Genomic DNA, 15978 nt, shown 5'->3' with positions numbered 1-15978 from the left:
GCGTCCCTGTTCGGCCTCTGCGCCGCCACCGAAGACAAGGCCGAAGGCACTGCCGCCTTCCTCGCCAAGCGGCCGCCAAGCTTCCAGGGCCGCTGACCCCGACTGCCGTGACCAACCCCTCATCCTGAACGTGAACGGAGTATTCCATGTCCGGTGACAACATCTTTTCGGGCCTGAAGGTCGTCGATATGGCGAGCTTCATCGCCGGCCCCGGGGCGGCGGTGATCTTGTCGGACTTCGGCGCCGACGTGGTGAAGGTCGAGCCGCCCCACGGCGACACCTGGCGCATCGGCTACAAGGTCCCGCCGGAGCCCGCCGCCGACGACAACTATCCCTGGCACCTGAACAACCGCAACAAGCGCGGCCTGGCGCTGGATCTCAAGGCGCCCGAAGCCAAGGAGGTCATGCGCCGGCTGATCGAATGGGCCGACGTCCTGATCGTCAACACGCCGCACCCGGCGCGCAAGAAGCTCGGCCTCGAGTACGACGACGTGAAGGCGTGGAATCCGCGGCTGATCTACGCCGACGTCACTGGCTTCGGCGAGGCGGGTCCGGACGCCCACCTGCCGGGCTTCGACATCACCGCCTACTGGGCGCGCAGCGGGCTGCTGTCGCTGACCCGCGACGCCGGCGTGCCGCCAACCCTGCCGGTGTCGGGCAGTGGCGACCACGCCACCGCCGTCGGCCTGTTCTCGGCCATCGTCACCGGGCTCTACCGCCGCGAGCGAACGGGCCAGGGCTCCTACGTCTCCACATCGCTGCTGGCGGCGGGCGTCTGGGCCTGCGCCGTCCCGGTCCAGGCCGCCTTGGCGGGCGGGACCTTCTATCCGCCGCACGATCGGCGGAAGCCGGCGAGCGCCACCTTCAACCTCTATCGCGCCGCTGACGACGCCTGGTTCATCATCGTCCTTACCCCGGACAAGTGGGCGGGCTTCACGACCGCGATCGGCCGGACGGAGCTCGCGGCCGATCCGCGTTTCGCCGACCTGGCCAAGCAGAACGCCAACGTCGTCGAGCTCGCGGCGATCCTCGACGAGGTCTTCTCCGGCCAGCCGATGGCCCACTGGGCTCAGGCGTTCGATGTGGCCGGCGTGCCGTTCGGCGTGGTCCGCGATCCGGCCGACGTCATCAATGATCCACAGCTCGTGGCCAACAACATCGTCGTGCCGCTGGAGGGGGCCGGCGGCAAGCTCACCTCGACGGTGAGCAGCCCGATCGAGGTGCAGGGCGTGGCCAAGCAACCGGCGCATCGCGCGCCGGAGCTCGGTGAGCACAACGACGAGATCCTGCGCGAGATCGGCTTCGACGCCGCTCAGATCAGGGCCTTCGCCGAGCGCCAGGTGACCGCCGGCCGCCGCCGCAGCGCCGCCGCCTAAGAGGAGACCGAGACATGACCCGTTCCAATCCCGCAGCCGCCACCGCCACCGGCGCGGCCACGACGCCGCGGCTCTTCCTGCTCAACGTGAGCGCCGGCTCCGTCCTTTCGATGAGGCCGGACGGCAAGGATCAGCAGGTGATCGCCTCCCATTGCCGCGTCCCGGACGGCGTGACCGTCGATGTCGACGCCGGACGCATCTACTGGACCAACATGGGCGTCCCCAACGCGGACGACGGCACGATCGAGTGCGCCGACCTGGATGGCGCCAACCGCGCCGTCATCGCCCCGCAAGGCGTCACCCACACGCCCAAGCAGATCCACCTCGAGAAAGAGACCGGCAAGCTCTACTGGTCCGACCGCGAGGGCATGCGGGTGATGCGCTGCAACCTCGACGGCTCGGCGGTCGAGACCCTGGTGGTTTCCGGCGACCCCGTGGCCGACGTCGGCGAGCAGACGAAGTGGTGCGTCGGCATCGCCGTCGATCCGCAGGCCGGCCAGATCTACTGGACCCAGAAGGGCTCCGACAACGCCGGCGTCGGCCGCATCTTCCGCGCCGGGATCGAGATCCCCGCCGGCCAGACCGCGGCAAACCGCTCGGACATCGAGGTCTGGATGGACCGCTTGCCGGAGCCGATCGACCTGGAAATCGATCACGGCAAGCGCATGCTCTACTGGACCGACCGGGGCGACCCGCCGAAGGGCAACACCGTCAACCGGGCGTCGCTGGACGCCCCCGCCGGAAAGGCCCGGCCGGAGATCGTGTTCACTCATCTCATGGAGGGGATCGGCCTGGCGCTCGATGTGCCCGGCGAGCGGATGTTCTTCACCGATCTCGGGGGCTCGGTCTACGTCGCGGGGCTCGATGGGTCGCAGGGCCACCCGATCCTCTTCGCCCAGGGCAACCTCACCGGCATCGCCTACGCCGAACTCCCCGCCGCGAAGGCCTGACCATGCAGATTCTCACCAACCGGGACGGCCCGGTCCTGCGGCTGCAGATCAATCGACCGGAGAAGCGGAACGCGTTGACGAACGGCATGTACGAGCAGATGACCTCGGCGCTGCAGGAAGCGGATCGCGATCCGGCGGTGCGGGTTGTCCTGATCCATGGCCAGCCGGACGGCTTCACGAGCGGAAACGATCTGCAGGACTTCGTGCACTCGCCGCCCGTCGGCGATGACTCGCCGGTCGGCCGGTTCATCACCGCGATCAGCGGTGCGCGCAAGCCGCTCGTCGCCGCCGTGGCCGGTCCCGCCGTGGGCATCGGGACGACGATGCTCTTGCACTGCGACCTCGTGTACGCCGCGGAGACCACACGGTTTCAGTTGCCCTTCGTGAACCTGGCCCTGCTGCCGGAGGCCGGCTCCAGCCTGTTGCTTCCGATGCAGATCGGTCACCTCCGCGCCGCGGAGCTCTTGATGCTTGGCGAGCCGTTCTCGGCGGCCAAGGCGCTGCAGTACGGCCTTGTCACTGAGGTTTTCGCGGACGGGCCCGCGGCGCTGCAGGCCGCGCAGGCCGCGGCGGTGAAGCTCGCGGCCAAGCCCCCGGCGGCGCTTCATCTGACCAAGAAGCTCTTGAAGGCGCCGTACGCCGCGCAGCTCGCCGCGCAGGTCGGGGACGAGACCCGCCACTTCGTCGAGCAGCTTCGGTCTCCGGAGGCCGCCGAGGCATTCAAGGCCTTCTTCGAGAAGCGAGCGCCGGACTTCACACAGTTCGCCTAGCTGCACAGCAACCCCCAAAAGCGAGACCTGACATGACTGATCACAATTCCATCCGCCGCGTCGCTGTCATCGGAACCGGCGTCATCGGCGCGAGCTGGGCCACGCTCTTCCTTGCCAAGGGACTTGACGTCGTGGCGACTGACGTGGCGCCGAACGCCGAGGCCGCGCTCCGCGATTTCGTCGACAAGGCCTGGCCCGCCATGGAGGAGCTGGGTCTTGCGCCCGGCGCCTCGCGCGACCGGCTGTGGTTTGACGCCGACCTCGAAGGCGCCGTCGCCAAAGCCGACCTGATCCAGGAGAACGGCCCCGAGCGCATTGCCTTCAAGCAGGAGCTCTACGCCAAGCTTGACACGCTGCTGCCCGCGAACGTGATCATCGCCTCGTCCTCCTCGGGCCTGACGATGAGCGAGATCCAGAAGGCCTGTAAGCAGCATCCCGAGCGCTGCCTCATCGGCCACCCCTTCAACCCTCCGCACCTGATCCCGCTGGTGGAATTGGTCGGCGGGGCTGCGACCTCCAAGGAGACGATCGACCGGGCCGCCGCCTTCTATGACGGCCTCGGCAAGCGGACCGTTCGCCTGAACAAGGAGGTGCCCGGGCACGTCGCCAACCGTCTGGCCGCCGCCTTGCTGCGCGAGGTGATGTATCTCGTGGACGAGGACGTGATCAGCGTCGGCGACGTCGACGCGGCGGTCTCCTATGGGCCCGGCCTGCGCTGGGGCGTCATGGGCCCCATGCAGCTCTATCATCTGGGCGGCGGCGCCGGTGGCATCGACCACTGGTTCGACCAGTTCACTGGGCCGATCACGGCCTGGTGGAAGGTGCTCGGCAACCCGCAGATCACCCCGGAGATGCGGGCCAAGATCACCGCCGGTGTGTTGGCGGAGGCCGACGGCCGGTCGCTGGAGGATCTATCGGCAGAGCGGGATGCGGCGCTGATGGGCCTTCTCAAGGTCCGTCGGACGGTCGGCAAGACGTACGGGAGCGCGCGCCGTGACGCCGCCTGACGGGCGCGCCGGGAGCCGCCCCCACGTCGTGATCGTGGGGGCGGGCTTCGCAGGGGTCGCGGCGGCCAAGGCGCTGGCGCGTTGCGACGTCGACGTCCTGCTGCTCGACCGCCGCAACCACCACATCTTCCAGCCGCTGCTCTACCAGGTCGCGACCGCGGTGCTGGCGCCCAGCGACGTCGCCACCCCGATCCGCGCTATCGCGGCGACGCAGCCCAATCTGGCGGTGGAGATGGCCGAGGTCACGGCCATCGACCTAGCCGCCCACGCCCTCTCCGCGGCGCTTCCCGACGGTCGGACCAGGACCATCGGCTTCGACTACCTGGTCGTGGCCACCGGAGTCCTGCCCAGCTACTACGGCCACGACGAGTTCGCGGCCCACGCGCCGGCCCTGAAGACGGTCGGGGACGCCGAGGCGATTCGCGGCAAGATCCTCGGCGCCTACGAGCGCGCGGAGCTGAGCGACGACCCGGTCGAGCGGGCGCGGCTCATGACCTTCGTCCTGGTCGGCGCCGGTCCGACGGGCGTCGAGCTCGCGGCCAGCATCGCCCAGATGGCGAGGGTGACCTTGAAGCGGGACTTCCGGCGGCTGCATCCGGACCAGACCCGGGTAATCCTGCTGGAGGGCGGCGCTCGCGTCCTGCCGACATTCGATCCGAAGCTTGCCGCCGCGGCGGGCCGGCAGTTGGCGCGGCTGGGCGTGGAGGTGCACACCGGCGCGATCGCACAGAACGTAGACGCCGAAGGCGTGGTCGTCGCGGGCGAGCGCATCCGCGCGGCCACGGTGCTTTGGACCGCCGGCGTCGCGGCCTCGCCCCTGGCGGCCCAGGCGGGGGCTTCGGCCGACCGCGCCGGCCGCGCCCAGGTGGGTCTGAACCTGGAGACGCAACAGGGCTCGGGCGTCTTCGTGGTCGGCGACGCGGCCAGCTTGGCGCAGGACGGCAAGCCCGTTCCCGGCGTCGCCCAGGCGGCGCTGCAGCAGGGGGCCTACGTTGGCCGCCTGATCGCCAGGCGCGTACGTGGCGGCGCAGCCGAGCCCGCCTTCCGTTATTTCAACAAGGGATCCATGGCGGTCGTCGGCAAGGACTTCGCCATCCTGGAATCGCCGGCGATGAAGATGAGCGGCCGGTTGACTTGGCTGGTCTGGGCGCTGGTCCATATTGCCACCCTGCCGCGTCTGCAGAACCAGCTGCGCGTGAACGTCCAGTGGTTGTGGAGCTATTTCACCGGCCAGCGGGGGTCGCGGCTGATCGCGGAGCCGGTCTCGGCGCCGCCGCAGCGACCTGCCCAGCCTATCGCGCAGGCCGACAGCCCGGGTGTCGATCCAGGTCGGCGGCCGAACGCAGCCATAGCCGGTCGCAAGGCGTGACGGGTCGGCGCAGCGCCGCCGCTCCTCCGCCGCGATCCCTTCTTCCAACTCCACCAGCTGTTCGACTCGCTTGACGACACGATGGAGGGCTAGGTCGATCTCTCAGCTGAGCGGATCACCGCGGCGGATGGGCGGGCGCCAACGACCGCCGCCGCAACGAACCTCTACGAATACGCCCTCGCGACGAGAGGCGGCGAGGTGCATTTTCGTGCGCTCGCCGCCATGCTCGGCCAGTTCGGCCGGGCCGTTCGCAGCGATATAGACGAGACGGCGAGACTGCCCAACGCCGCCACGCCGACGTGCTGACTGAGGTTTCGCGCGACGTCGACCAACAGCTCTGGTTCGTCGAAGCGCGCCTCGAAGACTGAGCCGCCGGGCAGGCTATCTGCGGGTGTCGACCCGCGCCTCCACCGACATGCCGGGGCTAAGCCGTTCAATGTCACGCTGGCCGGGATCGGGGCCGATCCGGACGCCGATCCGCTGCGGGACCTTCACGAAGTTGCCGGTGGCGTTGTCCGGCTTCAGCACCGCGAACTCCGAGCCGGCGGCCGGTGAAAGGTCCTCGACGTGGCCGCTGAAGCGGGCGCCGCCAAGCGCGTCGACCGTGAAGGTCGCCCGATCGCCTCGCCGGATCTGGTGGGTCTGGGATTCCTTAAAGTCGGCGATGATCCAGCGGTCCGCCGGGATCAGCGAGACCATCTGGGTTCCATTTGTCACATATTGGCCGAGGCGGACGCCGATCTGACCCAGCTGCCCGGTTTCCGGAGCCCGGATGACCGTGTGATCGAGATCGATTTCGGCCAGGCGCAGTTGGGCCCGGGCCGCCTCGACGTTGGCTTCCAGCCCGCCCCGGCCGACGTCCACTGTGCGGATGTCCTGGCGGGCGATCTCGGCGGAGGCGCGGGCCTGCAGCACTTGCGCCTCGGCGGCGTGGAAGGCGGCCAGGTTCTGATCGCGCTCCCGAACGGACACCGAGCCGTCCCGAACAAGGTCGTCGTCCCGCTGCATGTCGGCGCGGGCGCGGACGAGCTGTGCTTCGGCGCTGGCCAAATTGGCCGCTTGGCCCTGGAGCCCGGCCGTTCGGGCGGCGTGGGCCTGGGTGCTGTTCGCAAGGGCGGCGAGGGCGGCGTCCAGATTGGCCTGCGCCTGGTCGACGCGCGCGCGGTAGATGCGCGCGTCCACCCGCGCCAGCACCTGGCCCGATCGCACTGCAGTCGCTGGGCGTCGGCAATATCTTCAGGCCCGGCGCCGATTTCGGCGTGGCCGGGGCCGCCTTCGACCTGCCAATCTTCGACGGCGGCCGTCGCAGGGCGCACTATCGGGGCGCGCGGGCCGACTACGACGCCGCGGTGGCCGCCTACGACGGCGCCCTGAATGCTGCGCTCGAGGAGGTCGCGGACGCCGTTACGTCGCAGCGAGCGCTCGACGGCCGGCTCGCGGACAGCCGCGCCGCGTTGACCGCAAGCACGGAAGGCTGGCGCCTGGCTCAACGCAGATACGCCGCCGGCGCCGCCGACTACCAGTCCGTGCTGGTTGCGGAGGACAGGATGCTCACCGACGGCCACTCAGACGTTGCAAACGGTCTCTCGCCGGCTAAACGGCAGCAGGGCTCGGACTTCGCCCACGAATTTCCGACCACTTCCGTCACGACCCCCGACATTTGGGCGACGCTTTGGGTCGCCATCCTCCCCGAGGATGGGCGTCCGATCTTGGACCGCCGCGCCTTGGCTTGGACCTTCGTGCCATGGTTGGCGCGCCCCTGTCTCCCGCGGCCGAACCGCCGCTCAGTCCGTCGGCGGCCCGCCCAGCGCCCCCGCCGAGAGCGCCAGGCCGGCCGCGGCGGACAGGGCGGCGCTGTAGGCGTCGGTGGCGACGTTGCGGGCGTCGAGCAGCTTGCTCTCGGCGATGGTCACGTCGGTGATCGAGCCGACCCCGTTCTTGTAGGCCGCCAGGGCCGAGTCGAAGCTGGTCTGCGATGCCGCGACCAGCGCGGCGGCGGCGTGGTAGGCGGCCACGCTGGTCTTCACCGAAGTTGCAGCGGAGACCACGTCGCGCGCGGCCTCGTTGCGGACCTGGGTGAGCTGCTCGTCCGCCCGATCGGCGTCGATGCGGGCCCGCTTCAGGTTCGCATCCCGAACGCCGCCATCGAACAACGGCACGGTGATCCCCAGCAGCACCGTCCCGCCCAGCCTGTCCCCCGACAGGTTGAGGATGGCGCCTTCCCCTCCGAACCCCGGCAGGACGGGCGCCTGCAGGTTGTCGGTCGTGTAGCCGCCGGACGCCGAGAGGAAGACCTTGGGCATGAACTGGGCCTTGGCCTCCCGGATCTTGGCCAGGCTCGCCTTGCGCGCGGCATAGGCGGCGAGCACGTCCGGCCGCCGGGAGAGCGCGGCCGACACCACCTCGTCGATCGGCCCGTTCGCCTGGGCCGACAGCTCGCGGTGGGCGACGTCCGCGACCGTCAGCCGGGTCAGCGGCGACACGCCCATCGCATTGATCAGCCCTTGGCGCGCGTCGTCGGCCGCCCCGTCCGCACGGATCCTCGCGTAGTCCGCCTGAGCCGTGGCCTGGTGCGCCTGGGCGGCTTCGACCACGGTCCCTTCCCCGTGGGCGTAGCGCGCGTCGGCGGCCGCCTGGACGGCCTGGGCGTCCTTCAACGTCTGCTGGGCGGCGGTCTGCCGGGCCCGGGCGGCGGCATCGGCGTAGAAGGCCAGGCTCACCCGATAGATCAGGTTCTGGTGCGCAGCGGTGAAGCCGATGTTCGAACTCACGCTCGCCTGCTTGGCGACGTCCAGCGTCGCGGCGCGGCCGCCGAAGTCGAACAGCAGCCACTTCAGGGAGATCGCCGAGATCGATCCCGTCACGGTCGACGTCCCAGACACCTGGCCCCCGTCGAGGGACTTCCCCTGGTGGCCGCTCTGGAACCCGCCGATCACCGAGGCCGTGAGCTCCGGCAGAAAGGCGCTCCGGGCGACGCCGGCCGCGAGCGCGGCGTCGCGGGCCTGGTCCCAGGCGATGCGGGTCTGCGGGTTGCGGCTTTCGGCGATGTCGATCAGCTCGGGGAGGGTGTAGGCGTGGCCGACCTCCAGGGCCGGCGGCGGCTCGACCTTAGCCATCGCCGGATTGGGCGGCAGGACGTAGCCCCCGGAAGGCGCTGCCGGCGGAGGCCGCGCGGCGATGATCTCGCCCCCCTGCACAGGCGCATTCCAGGGACGATTGGGCCGTTCGGGGGCCAAGTCCAGCGCGCTCGTGGCGCAGCCGGCCAGGAACAAGGCCAAGAGGGACGAGCCGAGGTGCTCAAACGGTCGCATGGCTAGCGCCTCCTGGCTGACCGGCCAGAGCAGCTTCCAGGCGGTGCATGTTCTGCTCGATCAGGTCGCATGGCCAGCGCCTCCTGGTTGACCGGCCAGAGCAGCTTCCAGGCGGCGCATGTTCTGCTCGATCACTTCGCCCGTGCTGTGAGCCGGAGTTCCCTCCACAGCGGCCACCGGGGCCGCATTCGCCGCCTTCGCCACCCTCCCCTCCAGCCCCGCCGCCAGGCTCTCGAGACGCTCCGACAGCTGCGGCGCCGTGCGGACCTCGCCCGCCACCAGAACCGCGCCCTGCAGCCTGGCGGCGTACTCGACGGCGACGCGGCGGGCCTGCAGCCACGCCTCGCCAGCGCGGATCGGCCTGGGCTCGTAGCGGGCCAGGCCGAGATCCGCCTCTATCGTCTCGAGGCCGGCGTAGACCGCCGTCGCCTCTTCCGGTCGCGAGCCGTGCGGGGGGGCGCGCACAGCGGCGCCCAGGGCCCGAAGCGTTCCGGCCAGGGCGCCGTCGACCCTCCGGGCGATGCTGGTCGGCCACAGGCGGGTGGAGACCAGGTAGACGGCGATATTGCCGATCACGATCCCGATCAGGCGGTCGCGGATCGTCTTCATATCGAAATCGGGCGCCGGCCCTTGCAGCGTGCAGAGGAAGAAGGCGAAGACCATCTGGAAGCCGACGTAGGAGATGCGCGGCGAGCCCGCGGCCACGTAGCCGGCGCCCAGCGCGCCCAGGAAGATGACGATCATCAGGCCGCCGACGGACACCACGTGCGGCATCACGAACAGCAGGGCGAAAAGTCCGGCGGCCGCGCCAACCACGGCTCCGCCAAGGCGCAGGGCGAGCTTTTCGACGGACTCCGCCACCGTGCCCAGGCCGACGAAGTAGCAGGTCAGGAAGCAGGTATGGATCCCAGGCCAGTCCAGCAGCGAATAGAGCAGGTAGCAGGACACCGCCGCCACGGTGATCTTGCCAGCGTATTGCAGGTGGACGGGATTGCTGAATGCGTCCGCCGCGAAAAACCCGCCGCGCGCCTTGGGGGCCGGCTTGGCCTGGACGGGGGCCGGATCGGTGAAGGCGACGATCGCTCGCCGCGCCGCCGCCACAGCCTCTCGACCGAGCGCGGGTCCATCCGCCCAGTCCGGCAGGACAAGCGCGATCTCCGTCGGATAGCCGCCTTCGGCGAGGATCTGCGCCATCCGCTCAAGGGTGTCGGCCATGTCGCGGCGGATCACGGCGGGAGGCGGTCCGGAGGGCTCGAGCAGGTCGACTGCGGCAAGGATTTCCAGCGTAGACGACGCCGCCTGGTTGAGGCGGACGAGGTCCGGGGGCCGCACGCCCAGCTCGGCCTTGGCCAGTTTCAGCCAGTGGCGGATCTCGGCGCCGCCGTCGCCCAGGCTGTGCGCCAGCTCGGCCCTGAGCGCGGGCGTCGGCTCCCGCAGCAGGTTTGCGCACAGGCGCAGCCGCCGAGCCAACTCCGAGGTCGCCATCCGCCGGGGATGGCGCCCCAGCACGACGTTGTAGACGATCGAGACCCCCGCCGGCATGGCCGCGAACAGCCAAGTATAGAGCAGGGCCCGCGTCGCCTCCTCGCCCACCTGGACCTGGCCGAGCTTGTCGAGGGCGAAGCCGAGGATCATGCCGAGGGTCGGGGCCAGCGGCTTCAACTTGCTGGCTGACCCAAGATACAAGAACCCTAGAGAGAGCGCCGTGATGGCGCCCACGCGCCAAGCGGCGTGGTCAAGCACCAGCATCGCGGTGGCCAGGACGACGCCGAGCATGATCGCTACGAGGAGCGTGAGGACCACCTCCAGAATCAGGCTCGTGGCCCGGTCCCGGGCATTGAGGAAAAAGGCCAGGTAGGCGGCCAGCGCCGGCTCCGGGGTGCGATAGATCGCGCTCGCCACCGCCGTGATCGTGCAGATCACAGCGAGCTTCGCCGCGAAGGCGAACCGGCCCGGCGTAGGCGCCAGCTGCTCGCCGAGCCAGGCGCCGAAACCGCCGGCGCGGTCAGCGGCAGGCCGGGCCATGCTTGATCTCCACGACAGCGCTGGCCCCGAGGCGGGCAAGCTCGGGCGGCGGGGCGCGTAGGCGCACCCTGACGGGAAAGCGCTGGGCGACCCGAACCCAGTTGAGCGAGCGCTGTACGTAGGGCGCCGAGCGGGGCAGGTTGATGCGGTCCTGGTCGAGCACGCCCCAGCCGACGCCCTGGACCACGCCGGCGATCGGCCGCCTGCGGTCGAGCATGGAGTACACCGTCGCGCAGTCGCCGGGATGGACAGGCTTCAGGTCCGTCTCGCGGAAGTTGGCGACGGCGAACCAGTCGTCGGCGTCGACGAGGGTGAACAGGGCCTGGCCCGGGCTCACCATCTCGCCGGATGCAGCGGTCAGGCCCACCACCCAGCCGTCGTGGGTGGCGCGGACGGTGGTGTCCTGCAGGTGCCGCTCAGCGAGGTTTACCGCCGCGCGCCGAGCGTCGATCTCCGCCCGAGCCGCCTCATCGGTATCAACGGCGACCACCGCCGCGGCGTGCTGCTGCTCAGCCTGGCGCACCCGGGTGGCGGCGTCGCGCGCCTGGGTTTCGGCCTGGTCGAGCTGCTGCCGGGGGACGTAGCCTTGCGCCGCCAGTGGCCGGAGACGCTCCACCGTACGGTTCGCCAGCGCCAGATTGGTAGCTGCGTTCCGCGCCTCGTCGCTCGTGATGAGGGTGTTGGAGCGCTGCGTGGACACCAGCCGGCGCCGGGTGCCGAGCTGCGCCTCCGCCGCCGCCAGGTCGGCCTTGGCCTGAGCGACGGCGTACTCGTAGGGCACGGGATCGATCTGGAAAAGGAGGCCGCCCTGCCGGACCCAGCCGTTCTCGACCGCCCCGATGTTGACGATGCGCCCGCCGACGGCCGCCGCGACATGGATGGTGTCGGCGTCGATCGACGCGTCGTCCGAGGACGGTCGCGCGCTGCCCGCGGACCAGGCGTAGAGGCCCAGGCCCGCCGCGCCCACGACCAGGGCCAGCGTGACCAGCCTGGCGATGGGGAATATGCGCTTGACGCCTGCAGCCTTCACAGCCTTCACCCTCGGTAGAAGACCAGCCAAGCGCCCACGCCGGCGATGACGCCGCTCGCGATGCAGGCCACCAGGGGATAGGCGGCCGCCTCCGCCAACCGCGTCGCCGAAAAGACGACCCTCGTGGCGAGGCCGACGGCGACGCCGATCAGCGAACACAGGATCCAGGCCGGAAAATAGGAGCCTACGAGGCTGAGCGAGGGCGCGCCCGGGTCGCAGCCGCCAAGCCCCAGGACGCTGAGCAAGCTCAAGAGACCGGCGGCGGCGCTTGGAGGCGCTGAAACGCCGCGCTTCTGAATGCGGCGCGTGCGCGGCCGGAGGACGCCTGAACCGGGCCGTCGATCCTCGGATCGGGCATGACGTGACGAGGCATAGACAGACATCTGGTCACCTCCCTCTCTATCCGCGCGCCCTCGCGCGATCCGAGACTTAGGCTTCGCCACCCTGGGGGGATTGGAGGATCGTGCTGCCGATTTCACACCCGTGACCTGATGGCGGCCATTTTCCCAACTTCGCTCTCCCAACCCGGCTCGCCTTCCAGCAAGGGCCACGAGCGCCGACCTGAACAAAGGCCGGTCGGCTGAAAGCGCGGCCGGTGCGGCGCCGGGACGGCCTGCACTGCTGAACCGACCCGACTGACTCCAAGTTCGGCGAGTCGACCTGCATCTGGACCGCCAAGGCGAGCAGTCCATGCGGCTACGTTCTCGATGGGACTGAGGCCAGGAGCCGCGCGGCGCCGCTCAAATATCTACTATTAGCCGGAGCATGAGCTTTCGATATTGATCTCGAATTCTCACGAGGGACCGGGGGACCGAAAATATCGCGTCGCGCGGACGTTGCGGTTCGACCATCCCGCTGGCCTGAGAGCAGAGACACCTCGACCTCTGACTGCCCGCACCAGCGCATCGTCGCCGCGCTGGAAGCCCGCCGCTTCGTGCTGGATGTGGCGCTCGTGAAGGCGCTCGGCGGCGGCTGGCGAAGCTAGCACCCTGGCTCAAAGCTTGCGCAGCATCCTTTGCCGCTCGGTGCGGCACGCCTGGGTGAAGGCCGTCAACGGCGCCATGATCTCGTGCGGCCCGGCGCGCAACACAGCCCGCAGGTCCGCCGGAGGCCGCTGGTAAGTCTCGATGAGGTGGTCGATCACCGCCTCCGCGGCTCTCAGCACCTCGGCCGAGCCCGTCAGCCGGATCCGGCCCGCCTGGCCGGCGATCGGGATGAGCTTCCTCGGGTCGTCCAACGGATGCTCGATCGCATCCAGGATCAGGTTCGAGCCCAGTTCATTGAAACTTCCGTAGAGCTCCTCGCGCCGCTCCAGGTCTCTCAGGACGCGTTCGTCATGGCCCTGCCGTCGCACGGTGAAGTAGGTCGTCGCGAAGGAAGCGAGGCCGCCGAGCAGGGTTCCCGCCACCGCGGCGGCGCCGGTGACGATCGCTGGCGCGAGACCGTTCATTACGTCACCGCCCGGGCGGACGCCCTGCCGCAACGTCGGTCTCCGCGGCCATGAGGGAGTCGGAGGCCGGCGCGAAGAGTCCCCGGTCCTGCGAGGATACCCACTCGATCCAAAGCACCAGCGTCAGCGCCGCCACGCAGAGGGTGAAGACCAAGAGCGCGCCAGTTCGGTCTTCAGGGCTCATGCTTCGCTCCCGATACACGCGGCGAATCCAGTTGGCCCCGGGAAGGGGGCGGCGCTCGGGGGAGAACAGGCCGCCCCCTTGGGAAGGCTTCGGGGCTTGGAAGCCTCCTCGGCCGGACTGGGGAGGATGTCCGACCGCACACGATCATCGGACCTGGCGGCCGCCATGCCTTGCGTGGAACGCCCGCCGATTGTTCAAAGCGGCCATCGCGGCGCATGACCTACACGTGCGGGGACGGAGCAGGGTGAAGCTGGCCCTGAGGGGGTGGAAAATGGCGCCCTTTGTCTGGAAATGCGATGTTTCCGGGACGATGGGTAGCTGGAACGCCTGTCGCAGGACTACGTCTCGGTGCAGGCCAGCGTACTTGGCCAATTGTCAGCGTGGTTAGTCTTTCCATCGGCAGCGGCGCATTGCGCCGGCCAACGAGGGTTCGGACATGCCGACCTCCACTTCTATTGGCACAGAAAAGCTGTCAGGCGCCGACGACGCCCGGACTTACTCACCTGGAGCGGAGGAGAAGGTCTACCCGACCCAGAAGATCTCGATCGTGCTGGAGGCGTTGGCCCGCGAAGGGATTGCGGCGGGCCGGGCCCTTACGGGGGTCGGGCTTTCTGTCCAGGATGTCGCCGATCCCACGATGCGCGTGAGCCTGACCCAGGTGATCACCTGCTGCCGAAATGCCATTCGGCTCTCGTCGGACCCGATGTTTGGGTACCGCACCGGCCTTCAATTCCACATGTCGACGTACGGCATGTACGGGTTCGCCATGCTCAGCAGCATGGATTTCCGGCAGACCATGCGGTTCGCCGAGCGGTACCACCCGTTAGCGGCGCCCCTCGTCGACATGGCCTTCGCGGAAGAGGACGGCCTCGCCGTCTGGACGCTCGTCCCGAAGCCACATCCGCAAATGGACGCGTCGCTGTCCCGCCAGGTTGTGGAGATGTACTTCGGGATCCACACCTCCCTGCACCGCGACGTGATGGGTAGCGAATTCGCGCCCAGCGAGCTGCGTGTGACCCTCGAGGCTCCGTCCGATCCGGCCGCCTACGTGGGCGTCCTCGGGGCGCCCGTTCGCTTTCGCCAGCCTAGGAACCAACTCCTGTTCGACGCCAGGTGGCTTGATCACCGGCCCAGTCTCGGCAACGCCCTGACCTACACGGCCGTGCTCGAGGTCTGCGATCGTTTCGTCGACGAGTTGCAGCGGCGGGCGGGCGTCGTTGGGAGCGTCCGTCATCTGCTGCTGACCAATCTGATGCGGAACCTTAGCCTGCGGGACGTCGCCCGGGAACTTGGAATGAGCGTACGGACGTTGCGGCGGCGGCTGGCGGAGCAGGGCGCCTCCTACCGTCAACTGACGGACGAACTGCGGCGCGACCTGGCGATCAACTACCTGCGCGAGACCGCCATGACGGTCGAGGATATCGCTTATGCCCTCGGCTTCAGCGACGCCGCCAATTTCCGGCAGGCATTTCGGCGCTGGACCTCGGCGACACCCCAACAGTACCGGACAGCGAGCGTGAAGGGCCCGGAGGCTATCGGGTTCGTTCGCTCTGAAGGACGGCAAACGTGAGTCCGTCCGTCGCAGTTCGGGCTTCCGCCAGTGCGTACGGCCGAAACCTGGCCCAGAAGTATGGGGCTGAGGACGCCCCGTTCATCGTCACGCAATCTCTGCGACGGGGCGAGATGGCGTTCACGGAAATTCGCGTGGACCAGCCACTGGGACGTCTATCCGACCCGTTTCCACCGGAAGACGCCTACGTGATCTGCCTGCTGCTGCGCGAGCATCCCAACACCTCCTACTGGGAAAGCGGGCGGCAGGTCTCTGCAGCCTCGCTGCGGGCGGGAGACATCACGATCCACGATCTCAAGCGCGAACCCCTCGTGCTGGTCGACAAGCCCATGCACTTGCTCAAACTCTATTTGCCGCGGACCGCCCTCGACGCGCTCGCCGACGACGCCAACGTCCCCCGCATCGAGGAGCTGCGATACGATCCGGGCGTCGGCGTAGCGGACGAGACGGTCAAGAATCTCGGCCTGTCGCTGCTGCCCGCTGTTCGCGCGCCCGACCAGGTGAGTCGGCTCTTCATGGACCATCTGACGTTGGGCCTTGGGGCCCACGTCGCCCAGACCTACGGGGGAATGCAGGTCCATTCGAAGCCCATCCAGGGCGGCCTCGCGCCCTGGCAGGAAAAGCGCTCCAAAGAGATGCTCGCGAGCGAGCTCACCGGCGCGACGCCGCTCTCCGAAATCGCTCTGGCCTGCGGGCTCTCCGTCAGCCACTTCTCGCGGGCGTTTCGCAGATCGGCCGGGCTCGCGCCCCACGCCTGGCTGCTGCACGCCCGCATCGAGGCCGCCAAGGCGATGCTTCGAGAGCGCGAGGCGTCGCTCTCCATGATCGCGCTGGCCTGCGGCTTCGCCGACCAGAGCCACTTCACCCGCGTCTTCACCCGCCGGGTGGGGCTGAGCCCGGGCGCCTGGCGGAAATACCTCGCGGGGTGAACCGGCC

At 69.3% G+C, this 15978-nt stretch carries 14 protein-coding genes and 1 pseudogene; 8 read left to right on the top strand and 7 right to left on the bottom strand.

The window, feature by feature from the left end; all coding sequences use genetic code 11:
• The first annotated feature begins 146 nt into the window (after nt 1-146).
• The 5 genes from JWP28_RS00485 to JWP28_RS00465 are packed head-to-tail and all read left to right on the top strand — an operon-like array spanning nt 147 to nt 5472.
• Nucleotides 147-1376: a CoA transferase gene (locus tag JWP28_RS00485; RefSeq protein WP_299538731.1), complete on the top strand. Its 1230-nt coding sequence runs from the start codon at nt 147-149 to the stop codon at nt 1374-1376.
• A gap of 14 nt (nt 1377-1390) precedes the next feature.
• A complete protein-coding gene (locus tag JWP28_RS00480; protein ID WP_299538729.1) occupies nt 1391-2326 on the top strand; it encodes a hypothetical protein in 936 nt (311 codons plus the stop codon).
• Between the two features lie 2 nt (nt 2327-2328).
• Nucleotides 2329-3096 carry an enoyl-CoA hydratase gene (locus JWP28_RS00475; protein WP_299538727.1) on the top strand — a complete coding sequence of 256 codons (768 nt, stop codon included), beginning with the start codon at nt 2329-2331 and terminating at the stop codon, nt 3094-3096.
• Between the two features lie 32 nt (nt 3097-3128).
• Nucleotides 3129-4103 (top strand): 3-hydroxyacyl-CoA dehydrogenase NAD-binding domain-containing protein, encoded by a 975-nt coding sequence (locus JWP28_RS00470; RefSeq protein ID WP_299538725.1) that lies wholly within the window; start codon nt 3129-3131, stop codon nt 4101-4103.
• The gene (locus JWP28_RS00465; RefSeq protein ID WP_299538723.1) at nt 4090-5472 is read left to right on the top strand and encodes an NAD(P)/FAD-dependent oxidoreductase; all 1383 of its coding nucleotides are present in this window, start codon (nt 4090-4092) and stop codon (nt 5470-5472) included. Before JWP28_RS00470 ends, JWP28_RS00465 begins: the two co-directional genes overlap by 14 nt.
• A 381-nt stretch (nt 5473-5853) precedes the next feature.
• Here JWP28_RS00465 and JWP28_RS00460 read toward each other — a convergent pair whose 3' ends face one another.
• Nucleotides 5854-6681, bottom strand: coding sequence for an HlyD family secretion protein (locus JWP28_RS00460; RefSeq protein ID WP_299538720.1), 828 nt, complete (start codon nt 6679-6681; stop codon nt 5854-5856).
• Between the two features lie 50 nt (nt 6682-6731).
• On the opposite strand from JWP28_RS00460, the pseudogene JWP28_RS20605 reads away from it, so the two are divergent.
• Nucleotides 6732-7010: pseudogene (locus JWP28_RS20605) on the top strand (TolC family protein); the annotation flags it as partial.
• Nucleotides 7011-7256: 246 nt separating this feature from the next.
• Here the strand turns inward: JWP28_RS20605 and JWP28_RS00455 are convergent.
• The 6 genes from JWP28_RS00455 to JWP28_RS00430 all read right to left on the bottom strand — a co-directional run bounded on the left by JWP28_RS00455 (nt 7257) and on the right by JWP28_RS00430 (nt 13472).
• The gene (locus JWP28_RS00455; protein ID WP_299538717.1) at nt 7257-8783 is read right to left on the bottom strand and encodes a TolC family protein; all 1527 of its coding nucleotides are present in this window, start codon (nt 8781-8783) and stop codon (nt 7257-7259) included.
• 60 nt (nt 8784-8843) lie between these two features.
• Nucleotides 8844-10808, bottom strand: a complete 1965-nt coding sequence (locus JWP28_RS00450) for an FUSC family protein (RefSeq protein WP_299538715.1) — start codon at nt 10806-10808, stop codon at nt 8844-8846.
• Nucleotides 10789-11838, bottom strand: coding sequence for a multidrug transporter subunit MdtN (gene mdtN, locus JWP28_RS00445; protein ID WP_299538713.1), 1050 nt, complete (start codon nt 11836-11838; stop codon nt 10789-10791). The genes JWP28_RS00450 and mdtN overlap by 20 nt, the downstream gene beginning before the upstream one ends.
• 5 nt (nt 11839-11843) lie before the next feature.
• Entirely contained in the window at nt 11844-12089 is a 246-nt protein-coding gene (locus JWP28_RS00440) for a YtcA family lipoprotein (protein WP_299538711.1), read from the bottom strand.
• Nucleotides 12090-12832: 743 nt separating this feature from the next.
• Entirely contained in the window at nt 12833-13288 is a 456-nt protein-coding gene (locus JWP28_RS00435) for a hypothetical protein (protein WP_299538708.1), read from the bottom strand.
• Nucleotides 13289-13292: 4 nt separating this feature from the next.
• Nucleotides 13293-13472, bottom strand: coding sequence for a hypothetical protein (locus tag JWP28_RS00430; protein WP_299538706.1), 180 nt, complete (start codon nt 13470-13472; stop codon nt 13293-13295).
• A 436-nt stretch (nt 13473-13908) separates the two neighbouring features.
• Here JWP28_RS00430 and JWP28_RS00425 point away from each other — a divergent pair, with 436 nt between their 5' ends.
• Together JWP28_RS00425 and JWP28_RS00420 are read left to right on the top strand one after the other, a co-directional pair.
• Nucleotides 13909-15042, top strand: coding sequence for an AraC family transcriptional regulator (locus tag JWP28_RS00425; protein ID WP_299538704.1), 1134 nt, complete (start codon nt 13909-13911; stop codon nt 15040-15042).
• A gap of 134 nt (nt 15043-15176) precedes the next feature.
• Nucleotides 15177-15971, top strand: a complete 795-nt coding sequence (locus JWP28_RS00420; RefSeq protein ID WP_299538702.1) for a helix-turn-helix transcriptional regulator — start codon at nt 15177-15179, stop codon at nt 15969-15971.
• Nucleotides 15972-15978: the final 7 nt, after the last annotated feature.

This window comes from Phenylobacterium sp. (assembly GCF_028290885.1).
In the GTDB taxonomy this organism is placed as follows: Bacteria; Pseudomonadota; Alphaproteobacteria; order Caulobacterales; family Caulobacteraceae; genus Phenylobacterium.
This window is presented reverse-complemented; position numbering and strand designations above follow the sequence as displayed.